Origin of the sequence: Staphylococcus hominis subsp. hominis, assembly GCF_002901845.1 — a bacterium.
GTDB classification, from domain to species: Bacteria; Bacillota; Bacilli; order Staphylococcales; family Staphylococcaceae; genus Staphylococcus; species Staphylococcus hominis.
On sequence record NZ_PPQE01000006.1, the window covers coordinates 1 to 3,817 of the forward strand.

General features: G+C 30.4%; 3 protein-coding genes and 1 pseudogene. All 4 read right to left on the reverse strand.

The genetic code is table 11. The annotated features are described in order from the left end of the window. Positions 1 to 1,105 precede the first annotated feature (1,105 nt). A pseudogene (mobV, locus tag CD034_RS11335) lies at positions 1,106 to 1,834 on the reverse strand (MobV family relaxase); the annotation flags it as partial. A gap of 259 nt (positions 1,835 to 2,093) precedes the next feature. Further along, on the reverse strand, positions 2,094 to 2,258 hold the full coding sequence (locus tag CD034_RS11115) for a hypothetical protein (RefSeq protein ID WP_159081139.1): 165 nt from the start codon (positions 2,256 to 2,258) through the stop codon (positions 2,094 to 2,096). Beyond that, positions 2,258 to 2,968, reverse strand: coding sequence for a replication protein (locus CD034_RS00890; protein ID WP_049432986.1), 711 nt, complete (start codon positions 2,966 to 2,968; stop codon positions 2,258 to 2,260). Before CD034_RS00890 ends, CD034_RS11115 begins: the two co-directional genes overlap by 1 nt. A 74-nt stretch (positions 2,969 to 3,042) precedes the next feature. Continuing rightward, on the reverse strand, positions 3,043 to 3,183 hold the full coding sequence (locus tag CD034_RS00895) for a ribbon-helix-helix domain-containing protein (RefSeq protein WP_049432988.1): 141 nt from the start codon (positions 3,181 to 3,183) through the stop codon (positions 3,043 to 3,045). Between the last annotated feature and the right edge of the window lie 634 nt (positions 3,184 to 3,817).

Consider the following 3,817-nt stretch of genomic DNA (forward strand, 5'->3'; position numbering starts at 1 on the left):
GTTGGGATTAATCCCAACAAACCACCAACCAACTCGCTAACTCTGTTAGCTAACATATCGCTCATTCCAAACAATAAGTTTTCTCGGCATAATTGCTCTCTTTTGCTATAATTAGTAATAGGAGTAGCGACTCCCCCTCGGAATTACTTAAAAAAGTTTAGTAATTGTGATAGAAATTCGAAAATCGCTCTTAGCAACCTCGTAAATTCTGCTAAGAGCTTTTTTTGCTAATTTATAGTTCTAAATCAAAGCCTTTATCTTTCTCTTGCTTTGTTTTTATCGTTGCATTATTTTCAAATGCTATATGTTTTCTTGATTTTTCGTCTTTCTGTTTAAACATAATCATAACTTCTCGATCTAACGCAATCATATTTCTAAAGGCCTTTTTATATTTTGGATTTATATTATCGTCAATTTTATTAACAATTCGTCTATAATTTTTACCACCAAATATATCTTTTCCTAAGTGACAAACCGCTTTTACAAACTTCCTTGTATTTTCATGCTTAGTTTGTTCATCTTCATAAGCTGATTTATAGTTATCTTTTTCTTTAGTTAGTTTTTCAAACTTTTTAGATGCAGCATTCAATTTTCTACGATTACCATTAATTTCTCCTCGTTGATCCAAAACTGTCTTTTCAAGCGATTGAACCTTTTCTCCCTTTATCAATTTTCTATATTCTGGTTCCATTCTTTTTCCAAAATCTGCCTGCTCTTTTAATGTTTTATAATCTTCTTCTTTCAAAATAACTCGTCCTGTTGGCTCACTTTCTTTCGAAAATAAACTTCGCTTTTTATATTCATACTCAAATTCGTTGTTTAGAGGCTCATACAGAACATTCTTTAAACTTTGGTAATATTCCTCCTCTTCTTCTTTTTTGGCTCTTATTCGGGCTATATGTGCCTCTAAATCGTTAAATGCTTGTTGTTTATGATTAATATCGGCATTCAAACCTTTTAATTTATGCTCAGATTGATCAATATCCTGTTTTAACGTTTTAAACTTTGCCTTTTCTTCTGCTGTTCGATTTTTTATATCGTAAAATTCATCTTTTAGTTTCGGTAATTTTTTTTGTTCAAATCTATCAATCGCTTTACTCATCTTATTGTATTTATTCTTTACAGTCTCCAATTGGCCTTGCATAGATTCAAATTGTAATTTATTATCTACCGTTAAATTCTTAAAATGTACTACTTTACGCACTTCTTCATCTTTTCTATTTTTATAATACTCAGTATCTCTTTTGTACTGTTCAACTTCTCTATGTTGTCGTTCTGTTTTATGTTTCGATGTTCCTCGCTTCAAGTCATGACCTTTATGATTGATATAGTGATTAAATCTATCTTGAAACTCCGTTAATGCTTTTTTATTTCCTAAAACGTCTTTAGCACTCAAACGACCATCTACCGTTAAAGGCACAACTCCAAAATGCATATGCGGTGTTGCTTCGTCTAAATGTACTGTGGCATATAACAAATTGTCCTCGCCATATTCTTCACATAAGAATGCTTTACTATCTTCAAAAAATCGTTTTATATCTTTATCACTTTTTCCTGAAAAAAATTGATTATCAGAAGTAATAATTCCATCGACATGTTTAATCGCATCTTTTCTGATTTTTCGTTTACCGTTATAATTTTGCTCAATTTTCTCATCTATCTTTTGATTGAAATCAATTGAATTGGAATTAATTAAATCATAATTCATATAAGATTTTGTTAAATCAACATCTGCATTTTCGTAATTTTTATTTTCTCTTTGAACGTGTTTTTGAATACCCGTTGTATTGGTTTTACCTTTCACTTTTGACACTCGAATAATAGAATAGCTCATAAATAAATTACCTCCTAAGCACATCATCATCGTGGCCTTTATTAATTAAAGTATAACACACTAGACTTATTTACTTCGTTACATAAGTCATTAAACCGTGTGCTCTGCGAGGCTTGTTTTTGTGCAAGCACAAAAAATGGACTGAATAAATCAGTCCATAAGTTCAAAAGCTGCGACCAAAAATGGTGGTCGCCAATGTTCATAAAATTTATGATCGCTCACGTGTTATAAATTTTATTTCACAAGTTCAAGTTCAATATCAATCTAAATGTTCCAAAAATAAATTCTTTAAGTTTTCTAATTCTTCTTTATACTCGTCTTCAACTTTAGCCGAATGTAATAATCGTTTAATTACGGTCAATTCTTTTTCTGTTAATGTATGTTCAATTCCATTTTCAAAATAAATTGTATTATCATATTTCACTATTTAATCTCCCCTGTTTCTGGATTAATTGTTTTTGAATATATAGCTCTATATCCACATTGATAATTGCCTTCAAACCAAAGTCTAAAAGCACTAGCATTAGATGTGATAACATCTTGAACATAGTTCATATTATCAATTCCATATTCTTTTCCATACATGTCGAGAAATGACATTAAATCAATTACATTAACGATATGTTCTCTTTTCACTATCGCTAATAATTCATTTTTCAAAGTACGTTTTTGACTTTCATCTAAAAAAACATATCTCTCAATATCAAAATCATTTAAATGAATAATATCTTCCTTGTCATACTTATGTTTATTTTTTTTAATAGCATCTTTACTTTCGTGTGTTAAATATTTATAAACACTCTCAATACCATCAATAATTTCTATATGAGACAGAGATTTACTACCCAATGCTCGTTTTATTTTCTTTCTTACACTCTCAGTTGTAACTGGGTTTCTAGCAATATATAAAACATGATAATGCGGCTTTTTGTAGACCTTACCACCATTATTTATAATTGCTTGTTCATCTTCTGTTAACTCTTTAAATTTCCTTTCTGTTTCATCTTTATCATGTAACGGACTAATCGCCATGGGAACATCAAGTTTTTCTAAATGATATTCCCAATCTTCTGGGATACTTTCTGGATAAATAATAAACATAAAGTTTCTAGCCTTTGTTATTTTTTTAGTCATATTGTATAATTACCTTTGAAAATATAAGCATATATTCTAGAGCGGTCTTTTGCCAGGACGCTCTTTTTTCATGCTCATTTTTCTCCTTTCTTATATTCATTTAAAATTAATGTTATCATTGCCGATTTACTCAATCCTTTTTCTTCACATAACTTTTCCAAATACTCATAAAAACTATCAGACATAGTAATTGTAAATCTTTTCTTTTCTGTCATTTTTTCTCCTTTCAATCAATCTAAATTGTCAAAATTATAGTATCATAGTTGTGTACTTTATACAAATAAGTGCATAAATTAGTTGAAACGGCGGAAAAATCGCCAACAAACGGCGGTCATCCTAAAATCTTTATATCCCTTGACGCTCTAAGTACAGAAGGCTCTTTTTATAAAATTTGGCACTCGGCTCAATATATGGGGGGGTCGTAGTAGCCCCCCCTTGTCCTCCAAATTTTGAAATTTAAAACCCAAAAACCAAAAATAAAAAGACCAATATTTAAAATATTAGGTCTAATGTATCTTTATATTTTTAATTAAACTTTTAACAATAGTCATACCATCAAAACTTAATTTTGGATGAGATTTTCCCAAAGTTTGACCACCTAACCGGCTATTAGAGTATCCGGTTTTAAAAAATATATAAGTACTCCTAAAGCCAGTCATGACAAGGAACTTAAAAAATGTCGGTACGGAAGTAAAATTTTAGGACATCGAAAGTAACGCTAATTTTACTGCATTATTCCAATTTCCTTATTGTTTGGAACCAACAGAGCTTGATATGTTGTTGAGTTGGTACTTCGTTGGGATTAATCCCAACAAACCACCAACCAACTCGCTAACTCTGTTAGCTAAC